Below are 17426 nucleotides of genomic sequence, written 5' to 3'. Positions count from 1 at the left end.
CCGGGTGATTTCTTCGACGAGACATGGGACTCTGATACGCGCGACCAGGTGGCGGACTACTTGCGGCGAGGGTTCGTGGTGAGGGCCTATATGGGTTACTCGCCATGCCGGATCTGCGGTTGCAACAACGGAGATCTGGAGTTGAGTGACGGGACGTTCGTGTGGCCTGACGGACTGGTCCACTACGTGACGGATCACGCCGTCCGACTTCCGGACAAGTTCGTGACGCACGTACTCAGCGAGATTGCGTCTTACGAGACCGCTGGTCGGGAGGAATCCTGGTGGCATGGGATCGCAGGGCCAGCTCCGGCCAGGCCCCCGGTTGTACCCGGACCACCCCACAACCACCACCCAAGACCCACAGACAGGACAGGCCCCTACCCTCGGACGCGGTAGGTTCTACTCCGTGACATCCCCGTTCGACCGGATCCGTCCGGCGGCCACCACCGCGCGCCAGGTCTCCGACCTCGCCGTCGCGTTCGGCCTCACCATCGCCCCAGGTCATCCCGCCGATGCCGCGGTCACCTGCGTGGCCTCGGACAACCGGGTCGCCAGGCCGGGAGACCTCTTCGTGGCCGTCCCCGGCGCCCGTGCGCACGGTGCGCAGTTCGCCGCCGACGCCGTCGCGCGCGGTGCCACCGCGGTCCTCACGGACGCGCGCGGGGCCGACCTGATCGCCGCCGACAGCACGGTGCCCGTCCTCGTCGCCGACGAGGATCCCCGCGCCATCCTCGGCCAGGTCGCCGCCTGGGTGCTGGGCAACCCTGCCGAGGAGCTGATGACGTTCGGCGTCACGGGCACCAACGGCAAGACCACCACGACCTACCAGCTGGACCACCTGCTGCGCTCCCTGGGGTGGAAGGGCGGCCTCATCGGCACCGTCGAGACCCGCTCCGGCGACCGCGTCATCCCGAGCGTCCTGACCACGCCCGAGGCCGCGGACCTGCAGGCCCTCCTCGCCGCGATGCGCGAGGACCACGTGCGCACGCTCGCCATGGAGGTCTCCTCCCACGCCCTCGCGCAGCACCGCGTCGACGGCGTCGTGTTCGGCGTGGCCGGGTTCACCAACCTGACCCAGGACCACCTCGACTTCCACGGCGACTTCGAGTCGTACTTCGCCACCAAGGCCGACCTGTTCACGCCCGCCCGCGCCCGCCGGGGAGTCATCACCGTCGACGACAGCTGGGGGGAGCGCATGGCCGAGGTCGCGCAGATCCCCGTCGCGACCCTCACCACGCTCCCGGGCAAGGACGCCGACTGGACCGTGACCGACGTCGCGCCGTCGGGCACCGGGTCCGCCTTCACCCTGTCCCACCGCGACGGGCGCACCCTGCGCACCTCTACCTCGCTGCCCGGCGGCTACAACGTGGCCAACGCGGCGCTCGCGGTGACGATGGTGCTGGAGGGCGGCTCCGACATCCGGGACGTGACCGACGCGCTGGCGGCCGGCCACGGCCTGAGCGCCACGGTCCCGGGCCGCATGGAGGTGCTCGCCACCGCGCCGCGCGTGGTCGTGGACTTCGCGCACAACACCGAGGCGCTCGAGCTCAGCCTCGCCGCCCTGCGGCCGACGACGACCGGCCGTCTCGCCGTCGTGTTCGGCGCCACGGGTGACCGCGACCCCGGAAAGCGGCCGTTCATGGGTGCTGCGGCCGTCCGCGGCGCGGACGTGGTCTACGTGACGGACGACGACCCCCACGACGAGGACCCCGCGAAGGTGCGGGCCGAGGTCCTCGCCGGCACCGGGCCGAACGGCACGCCCGGGCGCACCGTCGATGCGGCGGACGGCGGCGGCTCGCGTACCGTGGAGGTCCGCGAGGTCGCCCCGCGCGCGGACGCCATCCGCGCGGCGATCCTCGCCGCCGGCCCGGACGACACCGTGCTGGTCGCGGGCCGCGGGCACGAGACCGTCCAGGAGATCGCCGGCGTGGACCACCAGCTCGACGACCGTGTCGAGGCGCGTGCAGCGCTGGCCGCCCGGACGGGGCAGCCTCAGCAGAACGTGTAGGGCCGGCAGCACTCCGTGCGACGCCAGCGGTACGTGTAACCCGAGCAGGACCCCGAGCAGGACCCCATGCAGGAGAGGACACCACAGGCATGATCGAGCTGACTGCGGCACAGGTCGCCGCAGCCACCGGCGGGCGGCTGCACGCCGACCCGGACGTGACGGTCACAGGGGCGGTGATCGTCGACTCGCGTGACGCCGGACCTGGTGCCCTCTTCGTGGCCCTGCCGGGCGAGCGGGTGGACGGCCACGACTTCGCGGCCACCGCGGTGGCCGCGGGTGCCGCGCTGGTACTGGCGTCCCGCGAGCTGGACGGCCTGCCGACCGTCGTGGTGGACGACCCGCAGGCTGCCCTCGGCGAGCTCGCGCGGTACGTCCTGGCGACGGTGCGCAGCGGGTCCGACGGCGGCGTCGTGCCCCAGGTCGTGGCCGTGACCGGCTCGGTCGGCAAGACGACCACGAAGGACCTGCTCGGCCAGCTGCTGACCCCGGCCGCGGGCGGCGAGGACGCGATCATCGTCCCCAAGGGCTCGTTCAACAACGAGATCGGCCTGCCGCTCACCGTCCTCCGGGTCACCGCGGCCACGCGCTACCTGGTGCTCGAGATGGGCGCCGACCGCGTCGGCAACATCGCCTACCTCACGCGCATCGCGCCGCCCGACGTCGGCGTCGTGCTCGCGGTCGGCGTCGCGCACGTCGGCCACTTCGGCAGCGTCGAGGCCATCGCGCAGACCAAGGGCGAGATGGTCGAGGGCGTCGTCGAGGGGGGCTCGGTGGTGCTCAACGCCGACGACCTGCGCGTCGTCGCCATGGCGAACCGCGCCGCCCCCGGCACCACCGTGCAGACCTTCGGCACCATCCCGTCCGCCGACGTCCGCGCCGAGGACGTCACCGTGGACCCGATGGGCCGGGCGAGCTTCACGCTCCGCGTCACCCGCGCCGGCGAGACCGACGAGCAGCGCGCCGACGTCGCGCTGCAGCTCGTCGGTGCGCACCACGTGAGCAACGCCCTCGCCGCCGCGACGGTGGCGCTGCGCCTCGGCGTGACGGTGCCCGACGTCGCGAAGCGGCTCTCCGAGGCCACCGCCCTGAGCCCGCACCGCATGGCCGTCACCGAGCGGCCCGACGGCGTCACCGTGATCGACGACGCGTACAACGCGAACCCGGACTCGATGAAGGCGGCGCTGCGCACCCTCGCGGTGGTGTCCGGCCGGACCCGCCGTTCGGTCGCGGTGCTCGGCGAGATGCTCGAGCTCGGCGACGGCGCCCGCGCGGCGCACGACGAGATCGGCCGGCTCGTGGTCCGGCTGAACATCAAGCAGCTCATCGTGGTCGGCGAGGGTGCCTACCACATCCACGAGGGCGCGATGCAGGAGGGGTCCTGGGGCTCGGAGTCGATCTTCGTCCCGGACATCGCCGCCGCCCGCTCGATGCTGGACGAGTCGCTGGAGCCCGGCGACGTCGTGCTCGTGAAGTCGTCCCTCGGTGCCGGGCTGACCGAGCTCGGGGACCACCTGTCGATTGCTCGGACCACAGAGGACAACAACAAGTGATCGCGATCCTGGTCAGCGCCGCAGTGGCGCTGCTCATCGCCCTGCTGGGCACCCCGGTCTTCATCCGGTTCCTGGTCCACAAGAACTACGGCCAGTTCGTCCGCGAGGACGGCCCCACGGGGCACTTCACCAAGCGTGGTACGCCCCAGATGGGCGGCGTCGTCATCATCGCCGCGACCGTGCTCGGGGTCGCGGCCTCGATGCTGGTGTCCGGCCGGCTGCCGAGCGTGTCGGCGCTGCTGGCGCTCTACCTCATGGCGGGCCTGGGCCTGATCGGGTTCCTCGACGACTTCACCAAGATCCGCAAGCAGCGCTCCCTCGGCCTGACCCCGCGCGCCAAGCTGATCGGGCAGGGCGTGGTCGGCGTCTCCTTCGCGGTGCTCGCGCTGCAGTTCCCCAACGAGAACTCGCGCACCCCGGCGTCGACCAAGATCTCGTTCCTGCGCGACACGGAGTTCGACCTGGCGTTCGCCGGCGCCACCGTCGGTCTCATCCTCTTCGTGATCTGGGCCAACCTGCTGGTGTCCGCCTGGTCCAACGCGGTGAACGTGACCGACGGACTGGACGGCCTGGCCACGGGCGTCTCGATCATCACGTTCGGCGCCTACGTGCTGGTCGGCATCTGGCAGCTCAACCAGTCGTGCCAGTTCCTTGCCACCGCGGGACCACGCTGCTACGAGGTGCGTGACCCGCAGGACCTGGCGATCGTGGCCGCCGCCGTCACGGGCGCCTGCGTCGGGTTCCTGTGGTGGAACGCCAACCCCGCCAAGATCTTCATGGGCGACACCGGCTCGCTCGCCCTGGGTGGCGCGCTGGCCGGCCTGTCGATCCTGTCGCGGACCGAGCTCCTCGCGGTGATCATCGGCGGCCTGTTCGTGCTCATCGTCTCCTCTGTCGTGATCCAGGTCGGATACTTCAAGATGACGGGCAAGCGCGTGTTCAAGATGGCGCCGCTGCAGCACCACTTCGAGCTGTCGGGGTGGGGCGAGGTCACGATCGTCATCCGGTTCTGGCTCATCGCAGGCCTGCTCGCGGGCCTGGGCATGGGCATCTTCTACGCCGAGTGGGTCGCCTCGTGACCGGTTCGCCCACCGGTCTGCCCGACGACGTGCCCGACCCGTACGGCGCCGTCGAACCGAGCGTCCCGCTGGCCGAGGCCCGTGTCGTCCTGGCGGGGCTGGGCGTCACCGGACGCTCGCTCCAGCGGGTCCTGACGCCGCGTGTCGCGTCCCTGGTCACCGTGGACGACAAGGCCGACGACGCGGACCACAGCAGTCTGGACGCCGACGGCGCTGCGGCCGTGCTGGCCGAGGCGGACCTGCTGGTCGCCTCGCCGGGCTTCGCGCCGCACCACCCGGTCGTCGCCGCCGCGCTGGGAGCGGGCGTGCCCGTGTGGAGCGAGGTCGAGCTGGCGTGGCGCCTGCGGGTCGACCGTCTGGGCTCCGACCAGCCCGCGGAGTGGCTCGGCATCACCGGGTCCAACGGCAAGACGACCACGGTCGAGATGCTGGTGGCGATCCTGCGCGCGGCGGGCCTGCGCACCGCCGCCGTCGGCAACGTGGGCCGGTCCCTCGTGGAGGCGGCCCTCGACCCCACGCTCGACGTCGTCGCCGTGGAGCTCTCCAGCTTCCAGCTCCACTTCACGCACACGATGTCCCTGGAGGCCGGCGCGGTCCTCAACGTCTCGCCCGACCACCTCGACTGGCACGGCTCCATCGACGCCTACACGCGCGACAAGGGCCGCATCTACGAAGGCGTCCGGACCGCCTGCGTCTACAACGTCGCCGACCGGACGACCGAGGACCTGGTGCGCGAGGCGGACGTCGTCGAGGGCGCGCGCGCCGTCGGCTTCGTGGTGGGCACGCCCGGCCCGGGTGACCTCGGCCTGGTCGACGACGTCCTCGTGGACCGTGCCTTCCACACCGCGACCGACGACCCCGACCGCCGCAAGAGCGCCGCGGAGCTCGGCACCCTGGCCGACCTGAAGCAGCTGGGTGACCAGGGCGGCGTCGTGCCGACGCACATCGTGGCCGACGCCCTGGCCGCCGCCGCTCTGGCGCGTGCGCACGGTGTGCCGGCGTCCGCCGTCCGCGACGGTCTGCGGTCCTTCGGGCCGAGCGAGCACCGCATCCAGCGGGTCGCGGAGGCGGACGGCGTCACGTACGTGAACGACTCGAAGGCGACGAACGCGCACTCCGCGGCCGCCTCGCTGGCCGGCTTCGCCCACGGCACCGTCGTGTGGATCGCCGGCGGGCTGTCCAAGGGCGCGACGTTCGACGAGCTCGTCTCGTCCCGTGCCGACCGCATGCGCGCCGCCGTGGTGATCGGGGCGGACCCCGGTCCGCTGGCCGACACGCTGGCCCGACACGCGCCGAATATCCCGGTGGTGGTGATCGATCCCGGTGACACTGGGACGGTGATGCGCCGGGCGGTAGCCGCAGCGCGGGACCTGGCCCAGCCGGGGGACACCGTGCTGCTGGCCCCGGCGGGTGCGTCGCAGGACCAGTTCGCCTCGTACGCCCAGCGCGGCGAGGAGTTCGCACGCGTGGTGCGTGAGCTCACCTCCTGAGCTACGGGCTCGGGGGCTGACGGCGCTGCTCGCGCACGGGGGTAGGAGGGGACAGGGATGGCCACGACGGCAACGAGCCGCGGCGCTCCTGCGCGTTCCTGGCTGGGCCAGTGGAACTCCAACGTCTCCAGCTACTACCTCCTGGTGGGCACCACCGGTCTGCTGACCGTGATCGGTCTGATCATGGTGCTGTCCAGCTCGACGGTGACGTCGATCGCCGCGGACCAGTCGCCGTACGCGGCCTTCCTGGTCCAGGCGCAGTACGCCCTGATGGGCCTGCCCGTGCTCCTGGTCGCCGCGCACCTGCCGGTCCGCTGGTACAAGCGGCTCGCGCTGCCCGGTCTCGCGATCGCGATGGTGCTGCTCGTCCTGGTGATCTTCATGGGGGAGATCACCAACGGCCAGCAGAACTGGCTGGTGTTCGGGCCGGTGCGGTTCCAGCCGTCGGAGCTCGCCAAGCTCGCCCTCGCCATCTGGCTCGGTACGGTGCTCGGTCGCAAGCAGGCCCTGCTGGGCAGCTGGTCGCACGCGATCCTGCCGGCCGTGCCGGGCGCGGTGGTGGTCCTCGGCCTCGTGCTCGGCGGAGGCGACCTCGGTACGGCGCTCGTGATGGGCCTCCTGGTGGCCGGCGCCTTCTTCGTGGCCGGCGTGCCCATGTCCCTCATGACGCTCGGGAGTGTGCTCGCGGCATTCGTCGTGGGATACGTGTTCATCCTCCAGCAGGACGGCGGCGACCGGCTCCGGCGCATCGTGGCCACCTACGGCGCCGAGTGCGACGCTGCTTCCGACTGCTACCAGTCCCTGCACGGCCTCTTCGGGCTGGGCACGGGCGGGCTGTGGGGAGTGGGGCTGGGCGGGAGCCGCGAGAAGTGGAACTACCTGCCCGAGGCGCACAACGACTTCATCTTCGCCGTGATCGGCGAGGAGCTCGGACTGTTCGGCACGGTGCTGGTGCTGGCACTGTTCGCCGTGCTCGGGATCGCGATGAGCCGCGTGATCCGGCGGCACACCGACCCGTTCGTCAAGGTCGCGACCGCCGCCGTCGCCTGCTGGATCGTGGGTCAGGCCTTCGTGAACATCGGCGTGGTGATCGGCGTCCTGCCGGTGATCGGTGTGCCGCTCCCGCTGGTGTCCGCGGGCGGTTCCGCGCTCATCACCACGATGGCGGCGCTGGGAATGGTGATCTCTTTCGCCCGGACCGAGCCAGGGGCTGCCAAGGCACTGGCTGCACGCGGTAGCGTCGTGCGCAAGTCACTGGCTGTGCTGGGCGGCGCGGTTCGTAGACGGTAGAAATGTGCACGGTGGCTTCAGCTGTGAACGAGTTCCGGCACCTCGGATCTCGCACGGTGGGGCGCCGCGCACCGATCCGCCCGGGCCGTTCGTCCGGGCGACGACGAGAAGGTGATGATGAGCTCAGCAGTTGTGTCGGTGGTGCTCGCCGGTGGCGGTAGCGCGGGACACGTCAACCCCCTGCTCGCGGTGGCGGACGAGGTCCGGCGTCGGGAGCCCGGTGCGCGCGTGCTCGCGCTCGGTACCACGACGGGCCTGGAGGCCGAGCTCGTGCCGGCCCGCGGCTACGAGCTGCGGCCCATCCCGCGCGTGCCGCTGCCGCGGCGCCCCAGCCCCGACCTGCTGCGGCTGCCGGGCAGGCTGACGGCCGCGGTGCGGGCCGCGGAGGAGGCCATCGACGAGATCGACGCGCAGGCGGTGATCGGGTTCGGCGGGTACGTGGCGACGCCGGCGTACCTGGCGGCCCGGCGCAAGGGCGTGCCGATCGTGATCCACGAGCAGAACGCGCGGCCCGGCCTGGCCAACCGCCTGGGCGCCCGGTGGGCCGCCCGCGTGGGCCTCACCTTCCCCGGCACGCCGTTGCGTGGGGGCGTCCTCACGGGCCTGCCGCTGCGGCAGGCGATCGCGGCGCTCGTGCAGGAGCGCGAGGCCGACGCCGCGGGCGCCCGCGCCCGCGCCGCCGCCGAGCTGGGCCTCGACCCGGCGCTGCCGACCCTCGTCGTCACCGGCGGTTCCCTGGGCGCGGTGAACCTGAACCGCGGGGTGTCCGGCGTCGCCGCCCAGATCCTCGCCGCCGGGGCGCAGGTGCTGCACCTGACCGGCAAGGGCAAGAGCGACGAGGTGCGCGAGACGCTGGCGGCCGTCCCCGCCCTCGACGACCGGCGCTACCAGGTGCGTGAGTACCTGGAGCAGATGGAGCTCGCCTACGCGATCGCCGACCTGGTGGTCTGCCGCTCCGGCGCGGGCTCCGTGGCCGAGCAGGCCGCGCTCGGCATCCCCGCGGTCTACGTGCCGCTGCCCATCGGTAACGGCGAGCAGCGGCTGAACGCCGCGCCGCTGGTGGAGGCGGGCGGAGGCCTGCTGGTGGACGACGCGGACCTGACACCCGACTGGGTGTCCCGAGAAGTTCCCACGCTGCTCGCGGACCGCGAGCGGCTCGGTGTCATGGCGAAGGCCGCACGGTCGGCCGGCACCACCGACGGCGCCGCACGTGTCGTCGATCTCGTCGAGCAAGCCGTACGGTCAGCAGGTACCGACACCACGGAGGTCAGGTCATGAGCACCACGGTCACGGATCAGATGACGGATCAGGTCGCGAAGCTCGGACGCGTCCACATGATCGGCATAGGCGGGGCCGGCATGTCCGTCGTGGCCCGTCTGCTCGCCGGGCGCGGCGTGCCCGTGCAGGGCTCGGACGCCGCCGACTCGGAGACGTTGGAGGCCCTGCGGGCCGAGGGTGTCCAGGTGTGGGTCGGTCACGATCCGGCCCACCTGACGGGGGTGGACACCGTGGTGATCTCGAGCGCCGTGCACGAGGACAACCCGGAGCTCGCCGCTGCCCGCGCCCGTCGCCTGAACGTGCTGCACCGCTCACAGGCGCTGGCCGCGCTGATGGAGGGGCGGCGCGGCATCGCCGTCGCCGGCGCGCACGGCAAGACGACGACGTCGGCCATGATCGCGACGATCCTGCGCGAGGCGGGCCTCGACCCGTCGTACGCGATCGGCAGCACCGTCCGTACCGCGAACGGGTCGACGCCGGGCGGCCACCTGGGTACGTCCGACGTGCTCGTGGCCGAGGCCGACGAGTCGGACGGCTCGTTCCTGAACTACACGCCGACCATCGCGGTCGTGACGAACGTCGAGGCGGACCACCTCGACCACTACGGCACCCCGGAGGCGTTCAACGGCGCCTTCATCCGGTTCGCCCGCCGCCTGGTGTCCGACGGCTGGCTGATCGCCTGCGCCGATGACGAGGGCTCGCTCTCGGTGGGCGCCACGATCTGCGCCACGGGCGGCCACGTCATCACCTACGGCACGAACGACACGGCCCGCGTGCGCGTCACCGACATCTCGACGACGCCGGAGGGCACCACCGCCGTGCTGCGCGGCGACATCCTGGGCACCAACGAGCAGGTGGCCGACGGAGCCGGCGTGTCCGGCAACGTGCCGGGCATCCCGATGCGGCTCGCCGTCCCGGGCAAGCACAACGTGCTCAACGCGACCGCCGCGGTGATCGCCGCCGTGAAGCTGGGCGTGTCGCCCGAGCAGGCTGTCGCCGGCGTCGGCGCGTTCGTCGGCACGGGCCGCCGCTTCGAGGAGAAGGGCACCGCCGACGGCGTCCGCGTGGTCGACGACTACGCCCACCACCCCACAGAGGTCCGGGCGGTCCTGACGGCGGCGCGCGAGATCGCAGACGGCGGGAGGGTGCTGGTCCTGTTCCAGCCGCACCTGTACTCGCGCACGAAGTTCTTCGCCGACAAGTTCGCGCACGAGCTGTCGGCCGCCGACGAGGTGGTGGTCACGGACATCTACGGGGCCCGCGAGGAGCGCGACCCGTCGATCACGGCGAACACGATCGTCGACCTGATGGCCGACCACGGCGCCGTCTACGCGGTGCCGGACCGGCTGGACGCCGCGCACGCGATCGCCGACCTCGCCCGGCCGGGCGACGTGGTGCTCACGGTCGGCGCCGGTGACGTGACGCAGCTCGGGCCCGCCGTCCTGGCACGCCTGAACGGCCGCGTCGCCACGGGTTCGGCCGCTGCACCGGGGCTGGGCGAGGACTGATGCGACCGCCCGCGCGTCCTCGCGCCGCGGGCACGGCACGGCCGCGCCCCGCAGGCGAGGGTTCGGCACAGCAGGGAACGAACGACCAGGAGGCCCCGGGCGTGACCGCCCGGGGCACCACGGGTCAGGGTCCGGCGCAGGAGTCCGCTCAGCGGGCCGCCGCGCCGGCCCGGCCCGGCCGCAGGACGTCCGGCGCGCAGGCGCCGGGCAGACGCCCGCCGGCGTCGCAGCAGGTGTCACAGCGCACGGCACCCCCGAGGACCCCGGCGAGCCGCCCGGACATGGCACGCACGTCGCCGTCGGGCACCCGGCACGACGTGGTGTCGGACCAGCTGGCCGACCGTCTCGCCGAGCGCACGGCGATGGCCCGCTACCGCGTGTGGCGCCGGATCGGCTGGACCGCCCTGGCCCTGGCGGTCACCACAGGACTGGTCTGGGCGACGTTCTTCTCGCCGCTGCTCGCGCTCGACCCGGAGCAGGTCCGGGTCTCCGGGCAGGGCACCACCGTCGACGTCGGCCAGGTGCGGGAGACGGTGACGGACCAGGCGGGCGTGCCGTTGCCGCGGATCGACACGGTCGGCCTGCGCGAGGAGATCCTCGCGATGAACGCCGTCAAGGACGTGGAGATCACGCGCGCTTGGCCCGACGGCCTGGCGGTGCGGCTCACCTCCCGCGAACCGGTCGCGGCCGTCCCGCAGCAGGGGGATGTGCACGCCCTGATGGACGCGGAGGGCGTGCGGGTCGGCACCGCGAAGGAAGTGCCCGACAACCTGCCGTCGATCGTCGTCTCGCTGGCCAACGGCGAGGCCGGCCGGCGGGCCATGAACGCGGCTCTCGAGGTGCTGGGCGCGCTGCCGCGGAACCTCGCGGGCGACATCCAGACGGTCAGCGCGGCGACACAGGACGACGTGCGGACCACGTTGAAGGACGGGCGCGTGATCCGGTGGGGGAGCGGGGCCCAGGTCGAGCTCAAGACCAAGGTGGCGCAGACGCTGCTGCGTGCGGAGCCGTCGGCGACGACGATCGACGTCTCGTCACCCGCTCTGCCGGTCACGCGCTGACCGTCGCGTGCCGGTTTCACCCTCGGTGGGCGAAAACCCGGGAGGTCGATCCGGTGATGTCGCAGGTCGGGCGGGTGAGAGGGCCGGGCGAACTGGTCGTCGCCCGAATGACATCCGTGTGATTTCTCGCGTGCATCGTTGCGCGACACGCGCAACGATGTCTTCGACACAGTTCGACGACGCACTTACCGTCGAACACAGCAGCAACCTGACATAACTCTAACCCTCTACCTCAACCTGAGACTTTGGGAGGGATGAGAGTCGGGACTCGGGACCCGATCGAAAGGCGACGACGTGGCAACTCCGCAGAACTACCTGGCAGTAATCAAGGTGGTCGGTATCGGCGGCGGTGGTGTGAACGCCGTCAACCGCATGATCGAGGTCGGCCTCAAGGGCGTCGAGTTCATCGCGATCAACACAGACGCACAGGCACTCCTGATGTCGGACGCCGACGTCAAGCTCGACGTCGGACGTGAGCTCACGCGCGGCCTGGGTGCCGGCGCGGACCCTGAGGTCGGCAAGAAGGCGGCCGAGGACCACGCCGAGGAGATCGAGGACGTCCTGCGCGGCGCCGACATGGTCTTCGTCACGGCGGGTGAGGGCGGCGGTACCGGCACCGGCGGCGCTCCTGTCGTGGCACGTATCGCGCGCTCGCTCGGCGCGCTGACGGTCGGCGTCGTGACGCGGCCGTTCACGTTCGAGGGCCGGCGCCGCGCGGTGCAGGCCGAGAGCGGCATCGAGAACCTCCGCGACGAGGTCGACACGCTGATCGTGATCCCGAACGACCGGCTCCTGTCGATGTCGGACCGGAACGTGTCGGCGATCGCGGCGTTCCACTCGGCCGACCAGGTGCTGCACTCCGGTGTGCAGGGCATCACCGATCTCATCACCACGCCCGGCCTGATCAACCTCGACTTCGCGGACGTGAAGTCGGTCATGCAGGGCGCGGGCTCCGCGCTCATGGGTATCGGCTCGGCACGGGGCGAGGACCGCGCGGTGCAGGCCGCCGAGCTGGCGATCTCGTCGCCGCTGCTCGAGGCCTCGATCGACGGCGCGCACGGCGTGCTGCTGTCGATCCAGGGCGGCAGCGACCTCGGTCTCTTCGAGGTGCACGAGGCCGCGCGCCTGGTGCAGGAGGCCGCGCACCCGGAGGCGAACATCATCTTCGGTACGGTCATCGACGACGCGCTCGGCGACGAGGTGCGGGTCACCGTCATCGCCGCGGGCTTCGACGGCGGCCTGCCCAAGGAGCGCAAGGACAACCGTGCGCTCGGCCAGGTGGCCGGAGCGGTGGCGACCCCCGCGGCGACGCGGAGCCCCGCGACGGCGCCCGTGCCGCTGCCCGACGTCTCCGACGCGGCGCGCCGCGCACCGGAGCACCACAGCGGGAGCGGCATGCCCCCGTCGGTCCCGCCGGCGCAGCAGCAGCCGTCACCGGTGTCGACGCTGCCCCGCGTGATCGACGACGAGGGTTCGTCGGACGACGTGCCGCGCACGCTGGACGAGCCGGCCGTCGTGGTGCAGGGCTCGTTCAACCGGCAGGACGTCTCGCGCGAGCAGGGCGAGCGCGTGGAGGTTCCGCCGCTGTACGAGGAGAACCCGCGCCGGACCTCCGAGGACCTGGACGTCCCCGACTTCCTGAAGTGACCGGACCCGCGATCGTCCGCCGGGTACTCTCGCACACGTGAGCGACACCCGGACTCTTGCAGGCATGTACCCCGTCGACATGGGCGACGGGGTACATGCCTTTTTTACAGCCGGCACGGGCGGCGTCTCGCCCGCCCCCTGGTCGACGTCGGACGGCGGCGGGCTCAACCTCGGACTCAACGTGTCCGACGACGCGACGCGGGTCGCGGTCAACCGTTCGCTGGTCGCCGAACGGCTCGGTGCGCCGGTGGCCTTCGCGACACAGGTGCACGGCGACGCGGTGCTGGAGCTCGGCCCGGCCGAGCGCGTCGCGTGGGCCGCGCACCGGCCACCCGCTTCGGCGGGGGAGGGCGACGCGCTGGTCACCGCGGAACGGGGACTGGGGCTCGGTGTCCTGGTGGCCGACTGCGTGCCCGTCCTGCTGGCCGACCCGGAAACGCGCGTCGTCGCGGTCGCGCACGCGGGGCGCAAGGGCGTGCTGACCGGCGTGGTGCACCGGACCCTCGACGCGCTGGTCGCGCGCGGTGCCGACCCGGCGCGCGTACGCGCCGCCGTCGGGCCGGCGGTGTGCGGGCGGTGCTACGAGGTGCCCGCCGCGATGCGTGACGAGGTGTCCGCCGCGGTGCCCGAGACCTATGCGACGACCCGCGAGGGCACACCGGGCCTCGACCTGCCGTCGGGAGTGGTCGCGCAGCTCGCCGCGCGTGGTGTCACGGCGACCCGCGTCGAGCGGTGCACGCTCGAGGACGCGGGGCTGTTCTCGCACCGCCGGGCCAGCGGCGCCGGTACCACAACAGGTCGCCAAGCCGGAATCATCGCGCTCATTTGACGTCAGCGCCCGTATCGCCCTTCCGCGACACGCCGACAGCAACGCGCTGACCTGCGAAATCACACGGATGTCGTTTTTAGCGAGCAATTGCTGAACAACTTTGGCAAAGTTGTTCGTGGCACGGCGTGTCGCACTTCCGGGTCGGATTGCGCCGGGCTACTTTTGTCAAGGCGACCTCGATCAGGGGTCAAGGTCGGACCTGTTGTACGGGCCCGCTGGACACCGAGACAGAAGGACGCACAGCAGGCGACGAACGGAGAATGAGCGATGGCCGGAGCGCTTCGCAAGACCATGCTGTATCTGGGCCTCGCCGACGATCAGGGCGAGCAGGAGTACCTCGACGACTACGACGAGGGCCTGGAGGAAAACGTGGAGGATCACCGGCACGCACAGGTCACGCCGCTGCACCGCGATGGTGTGCCGCGTGAGGCCCTGTCCTCCTCGGACCTGCGCCGCATCACCACGGTGCACCCCCGGTCGTACAACGACGCACGGAACATCGGCGAGGCTTTCCGCGCCGGTACTCCCGTCATCATGAATCTCTCCGACATGGACGACGCCGACGCCAAGCGCCTGGTCGACTTCTCCGCCGGCTTGATCTTCGGTCTGCACGGCTCGATCGAGCGGGTGACCAACAAGGTCTTCCTGCTCTCGCCCGAGCACGTGGAGATCGCTGCTGAGGAGCAGGTCGCCACCGAGAAGCCGAACGGACGCGGCGGCTTCTACAACCAGAGCTGAGTCCTGCACATCGGGACGACGCAACACCAGGACGATGTATGAGGGGCGGTCGCTACGGCGGCCGCCCCTCACGCCTGCCCGGTCGGTCACGCCCGTCCGCCTGTTCTTGACCGGACTCGCGCGGCACCCACACCAGGCACCTCCCGGTCTACCCCGCCGGAACAGGTTAGGTTGTCCCTTGTGATCTGGGACTTCATCGGCTTCGTGCTGTGGCTCTTCCTGCTGTTCCTCATCGGACGGCTCATCTTCGACTGGGTGCAGTTCTTTGCCCGGGACTGGCGGCCCCGTGGTGTGCTGCTCGTGATCGCCGAGGCGATCTACACCGTGACGGACCCGCCCCTACGGTTCCTGCGTCGCCTGATCCCGCCGTTGCGGCTGGGCCAGGTGCAGCTGGATCTCGCGTTCATCGTGCTGTTCTTCGGGGTCTCGCTGCTCTCGTCGCTCATCGGAAGCATCGGGTAGGCGCGTCTGCCTCGTGGTGAACCTGTGCTGGTTCGAGGCGGCCCGGTCGGCATCGGGTCCCAGGGCCCGCGGAAACATTGACCGGAGCATGGATGGAGCCTGGGGTGACACGGCACACTCTGTGAGGAAATCGTGCCCGGGGGCCCTCCCGGTGTCCCACGCCGATGTCGTCCGCTACCGTGGGCTTCGACGGAGGGCGCGCGGCTGGGCAGCGCCGACGTCCGAGTTCTGCGTTCCTACGTTCTAACTTTCGAGGTGACACGATGGCACTGCTTACTGCAGAGGACATCCTCAACAAGAAGTTCTCCGCGACGAAGTTCCGCGAGGGCTACGACGTCGAGGAGGTCGACGACTTCCTCGACGAGGTCGTGCGGACCCTGACCAACGTCCAGGAGGAGAACGAGGGCCTCCGGCAGAAGGTCGCCGCCGCCGAGCGGCGTATCGCCGAGCTCTCGCGCAGCGAGGCCGCCGGCCCCGCCCGCGCCCAGGCCGCTCCGGTCGCTGCCCCGGTCATGCCGACCGGTCCCGCCGCCGGCCCCAAGGGCAACGGCCCCGAGCCGGAATCGGCGACCGGGATGCTCCAGCTGGCCCAGAAGCTGCACGACGACTACGTGCGCTCCGGCCAGGAAGAGGGCGACCGGCTCATCAGCGAGGCCAAGACCGAAGGTGCGCGTATCGTGCGCGACGCCGAGGAGACCTCTCACCGCACGCTCTCCCAGCTCGAGCAGGAGCGCTCGCTGCTGGAGCGCAAGATCGACGAGCTGCGCCTCTTCGAGCGTGACTACCGCACGCGTCTGAAGAGCTTCCTGCAGAACCTGCTCGGTGACCTCGACGCGCGGGGCTCTGCCCTGCCGCCGCGCAACAACCAGCAGTCCGGCCGCCCGGCCGAGATGGCCCAGGGCATCTGACAGCAGCACTCGTCGAGCACGGCGGCCGGGCGTCCCCACCTCACGCCCGGTCGCCGCGCGCGACACGCCAGACGCACCCATGATTGGGGCACGCCACATCGGCGTGCCCCGTTGTGCGTCCGGCCGCTTGTGCTTACGCTTCGTGGACTTGACCACCGGGGGCGACCGTGAAGGGGAACCCATGACCAAGATCTCGACTGCGACGCGAGCCGCGATCAAGCAAGAGTTCCCGAACCTGACGCGCGACGTGAAGAAGTTCCCCGTCCGCGAAGGTGAAGAACCCTGGACCGTACGTGAGGCCGAAGAACTGGCCGCGCTGCTCCTTGAGGACAAGGAGCGGCTGGAGGGGGAGCTGGAGGCTGCCGACCGCGAGCTGTCGGACCTCCTGCGGAACTCGGGGGACGGGGCGGGCGACGACCAGGCCGACTACGGCTCGAGCGCCCTGGAACGCGAACAGGAGCTCACGCTCGTCAACAACATGCGTGACCTCCTGGACCAGACGAACCATGCGCTCGACCGCATCCGCAAGGGCACGTATGCCACGTGCGAGCTCACCGACCTGCCGATCGGCAAGGCGCGGCTCCAGGCCTTTCCGAGGGCGACGCTGTCGGTCGAGGCCAAGGCGCGCGAGGAGCGTCGCGGGGCCTGACCGGCAGGTGGCCGGAAGGTGACGTGCTGGGCACCGAAGCCCGCGGCTGAGCGCCTCGGAAATCCGATATCAAGGCTGTGATGTCTGGGTTACGGGTATTCCTGGCGTAATGCCGCGGGGTTCGGTCCGGGAATGTCGCTTTTTCTTCCCTCGGCGCCCCGTCACGTTCGAATTGACAGGGTGAAATTTCCGCCGGATGCTCATCGAGATGAATCACACGTGTGTGGTTCATCGCTATTTCGTCTGAGCTATTCGAGGGGGAAACACAATGATCCGAGGATTCCGTGCAACCTGCCGTGCAGGGGCAGCCGTGGTCATGTCGGCCGGTCTGGTCGTCGCCGCGGCAACGGGTGCGAGCGCACTGACGATGGGCGACGAGCCGATCAGCGCACCTGCCGCCGGCAGCGCGACGGAGGTGGCCGACGGCGCTGCCGCCGCGGCCGACGTGCTCGGCACCGCGAGCCCGCTGGGCGTCGTGGGCGCCGACGGTGCGCTGGACGTGCTCGAGGGCTACGGCACCTCGGAGCTGCCCGCGGGCGTCGACGGTGTGATGGTCCCCGAGGAGGTCGCCACCACCGGTGAGGTCGTCGAGATCGAGAGCGACGGCAGCTTCAACGCGCTGAACGACGTCTGTGTCGCTCCCTGGTACTGGGAGGGTCCGGGCAACGTGGGCAACACCGCCAACGTGACCGACTACCAGGCCTGCAACGACGGCGACTACGAGCTCGGTGGCGACGGTTCGGTCAACATCCTGAACAACGTGTGCGTCGCGCCGTGGCACTGGGACGGCCCGCTGAACCTGTTCAGCACGGGTAACTTCACGAAGTACGCGGCCTGCAACTGACGCTTGCGTCAATTGACTGCCATCGTGCGGTGACGCGACGGTAGTGCTGCACCAGGCGAGGCCCTTTCCCTGATATCGGGAAAGG

Annotated in this window: 15 protein-coding genes; all 15 read left to right on the top strand. The window is 71.1% G+C overall.

Annotated elements, in window-relative coordinates; all coding sequences use genetic code 11:
• Positions 1 to 406: 406 nt before the first annotated feature.
• A complete protein-coding gene (locus tag LUU90_RS12545) occupies positions 407 to 2008 on the top strand; it encodes a UDP-N-acetylmuramoyl-L-alanyl-D-glutamate--2,6-diaminopimelate ligase (protein ID WP_275003765.1) in 1602 nt (533 codons plus the stop codon).
• An 89-nt stretch (positions 2009 to 2097) separates the two neighbouring features.
• On the top strand, positions 2098 to 3558 hold the full coding sequence (locus LUU90_RS12540; protein ID WP_275003764.1) for a UDP-N-acetylmuramoyl-tripeptide--D-alanyl-D-alanine ligase: 1461 nt from the start codon (positions 2098 to 2100) through the stop codon (positions 3556 to 3558).
• Complete coding sequence (mraY, locus tag LUU90_RS12535; RefSeq protein ID WP_275003763.1) at positions 3555 to 4637, top strand: phospho-N-acetylmuramoyl-pentapeptide-transferase; 1083 nt, start codon at positions 3555 to 3557, stop codon at positions 4635 to 4637. The genes LUU90_RS12540 and mraY overlap by 4 nt, the downstream gene beginning before the upstream one ends.
• Before the next feature lie 29 nt (positions 4638 to 4666).
• Positions 4667 to 6127, top strand: a complete 1461-nt coding sequence (gene murD, locus LUU90_RS12530) for a UDP-N-acetylmuramoyl-L-alanine--D-glutamate ligase (protein WP_275004041.1) — start codon at positions 4667 to 4669, stop codon at positions 6125 to 6127.
• A 57-nt stretch (positions 6128 to 6184) separates the two neighbouring features.
• On the top strand, positions 6185 to 7417 hold the full coding sequence (ftsW, locus tag LUU90_RS12525) for a putative lipid II flippase FtsW (RefSeq protein ID WP_275003762.1): 1233 nt from the start codon (positions 6185 to 6187) through the stop codon (positions 7415 to 7417).
• 114 nt (positions 7418 to 7531) lie between these two features.
• Positions 7532 to 8695, top strand: coding sequence for an undecaprenyldiphospho-muramoylpentapeptide beta-N-acetylglucosaminyltransferase (gene murG / locus LUU90_RS12520; protein WP_275003761.1), 1164 nt, complete (start codon positions 7532 to 7534; stop codon positions 8693 to 8695).
• The gene (gene murC / locus LUU90_RS12515; protein ID WP_275003760.1) at positions 8692 to 10203 is read left to right on the top strand and encodes a UDP-N-acetylmuramate--L-alanine ligase; all 1512 of its coding nucleotides are present in this window, start codon (positions 8692 to 8694) and stop codon (positions 10201 to 10203) included. The genes murG and murC overlap by 4 nt, the downstream gene beginning before the upstream one ends.
• Positions 10204 to 10304: 101 nt before the next feature.
• A complete protein-coding gene (locus tag LUU90_RS12510; protein WP_275003759.1) occupies positions 10305 to 11264 on the top strand; it encodes a cell division protein FtsQ/DivIB in 960 nt (319 codons plus the stop codon).
• A gap of 294 nt (positions 11265 to 11558) precedes the next feature.
• Positions 11559 to 12911 (top strand): cell division protein FtsZ, encoded by a 1353-nt coding sequence (gene ftsZ, locus LUU90_RS12505; RefSeq protein ID WP_275003758.1) that lies wholly within the window; start codon positions 11559 to 11561, stop codon positions 12909 to 12911.
• A gap of 37 nt (positions 12912 to 12948) precedes the next feature.
• The gene (locus tag LUU90_RS12500; protein ID WP_342470133.1) at positions 12949 to 13740 is read left to right on the top strand and encodes a polyphenol oxidase family protein; all 792 of its coding nucleotides are present in this window, start codon (positions 12949 to 12951) and stop codon (positions 13738 to 13740) included.
• Positions 13741 to 14007: 267 nt separating this feature from the next.
• A complete protein-coding gene (locus LUU90_RS12495; protein WP_274994289.1) occupies positions 14008 to 14478 on the top strand; it encodes a cell division protein SepF in 471 nt (156 codons plus the stop codon).
• Positions 14479 to 14658: 180 nt separating this feature from the next.
• Positions 14659 to 14940 (top strand): YggT family protein, encoded by a 282-nt coding sequence (locus tag LUU90_RS12490; protein WP_425596226.1) that lies wholly within the window; start codon positions 14659 to 14661, stop codon positions 14938 to 14940.
• Positions 14941 to 15203: 263 nt separating this feature from the next.
• Entirely contained in the window at positions 15204 to 15848 is a 645-nt protein-coding gene (locus LUU90_RS12485) for a DivIVA domain-containing protein (protein WP_275003756.1), read from the top strand.
• A gap of 181 nt (positions 15849 to 16029) precedes the next feature.
• Entirely contained in the window at positions 16030 to 16497 is a 468-nt protein-coding gene (locus tag LUU90_RS12480) for a TraR/DksA family transcriptional regulator (RefSeq protein ID WP_275003755.1), read from the top strand.
• Positions 16498 to 16807: 310 nt separating this feature from the next.
• A complete protein-coding gene (locus LUU90_RS12475) occupies positions 16808 to 17341 on the top strand; it encodes a hypothetical protein (protein ID WP_275003754.1) in 534 nt (177 codons plus the stop codon).
• Positions 17342 to 17426: the final 85 nt, after the last annotated feature.

The sequence above is a fragment of the Promicromonospora iranensis genome (assembly GCF_028994775.1).
GTDB classification, from domain to species: Bacteria; Actinomycetota; Actinomycetes; order Actinomycetales; family Cellulomonadaceae; genus Promicromonospora; species Promicromonospora iranensis_A.
The sequence above is the reverse complement of the archived record's forward strand: the minus strand, read 5'-3'. Positions and strand labels throughout refer to the sequence as shown.

Excerpts from the sequence above, each read along its gene's own strand:
- murC (WP_275003760.1), top strand. The coding sequence starts at position 8,692 with ATGAGCACCACGGTCACGGATCAGATGACGGATCAGGTCGCGAAGCTC.
- murG (WP_275003761.1), top strand. The coding sequence starts at position 7,532 with ATGATGAGCTCAGCAGTTGTGTCGGTGGTGCTCGCCGGTGGCGGTAGC.
- ftsW (WP_275003762.1), top strand. The coding sequence starts at position 6,185 with ATGGCCACGACGGCAACGAGCCGCGGCGCTCCTGCGCGTTCCTGGCTG.
- LUU90_RS12495 (WP_274994289.1), top strand. The coding sequence starts at position 14,008 with ATGGCCGGAGCGCTTCGCAAGACCATGCTGTATCTGGGCCTCGCCGAC.
- LUU90_RS12540 (WP_275003764.1), top strand. The coding sequence starts at position 2,098 with ATGATCGAGCTGACTGCGGCACAGGTCGCCGCAGCCACCGGCGGGCGG.
- LUU90_RS12485 (WP_275003756.1), top strand. The coding sequence starts at position 15,204 with ATGGCACTGCTTACTGCAGAGGACATCCTCAACAAGAAGTTCTCCGCG.
- LUU90_RS12480 (WP_275003755.1), top strand. The coding sequence starts at position 16,030 with ATGACCAAGATCTCGACTGCGACGCGAGCCGCGATCAAGCAAGAGTTC.